Here is an 822-nt window from a genome sequence, read left to right as displayed (position 1 = left end):
ATCTTCAACCTGCCCGACTACCGCGTCATCTCCGCCAGTGTGCTGGCCGATGGGCGCCGCCAGATCGTCGTCGAAACTGATCAGCCACCGGGTTGTCCGAGCTGCGGTGTTGTCGCGACGCGGCGGAAGGAACGGCGCTTCCAGCGGATCCGGGACATTCCGGTCGCCGGCGCCGTGGAGGTTCTCTGGTCCAAGTACCGCTGGCTTTGCGAGGAACGGGCCTGCCCACGGCTCTCATTCTTCGAATCCACGGTCCAGGTCCCACGCCGTGCCCGGTCCACCGGCCGGCTTCGCGATCATGTCGTTGCCGCGGTGATCCGCTCCGGCCGGGCAGTGTCCGAGACCGCCGCGGCGTTCGGGGTCTCGTGGTGGACCGTCCGCGCTGCGGTTACTGAAGCTTGTCTTCTCACCCTGCCCGAGGTTGATGAACTGAGTCCGCGGATGCTGGGCATTGATGAGCACCGCTTCCGGTCCGTGCGGTTCTTCCGCGATCCGGGATCCAGCTCGTGGATCCGGCATGAACCATGGATGACAACCATCGTGGATCTGGACACCGGGCAGGTCCTGGGCGTCGTTGACGGCAGGGACCACAAAGGCGTCGGAGACTGGCTCTTCGCCCGTCCCTTGGCCTGGCGCCTGGGGGTCCAGGTCGTCGCCATCGACCCGTCGGCGGCATTCCGGAAAGCGCTGCGGATGTGGCTGCCACGCACCGCCGTGGCCGTCGATCATTTCCACCTGGTCTCGCTGGCCAACCAGGCCATGACCGAGACACGGCAGAACCTCTCCCAGCAGGTCAAGGGCCGCCGCGGCCGCGGCGTGGAC

The 822-nt window shown here is 66.9% G+C and carries 1 protein-coding gene; it reads left to right on the top strand.

Annotated features, from left to right (window positions below; genetic code table 11):
• Positions 1–822 (top strand): transposase (locus ACFV4R_RS18890; RefSeq protein ID WP_377227124.1); only part of this gene is annotated, 822 nt, incomplete at both ends.

This window comes from Pseudarthrobacter sp. NPDC059871 (genome assembly GCF_042731175.1).
Lineage (GTDB): Bacteria > Actinomycetota > Actinomycetes > Actinomycetales > Micrococcaceae > Arthrobacter.
This window is presented reverse-complemented; position numbering and strand designations above follow the sequence as displayed.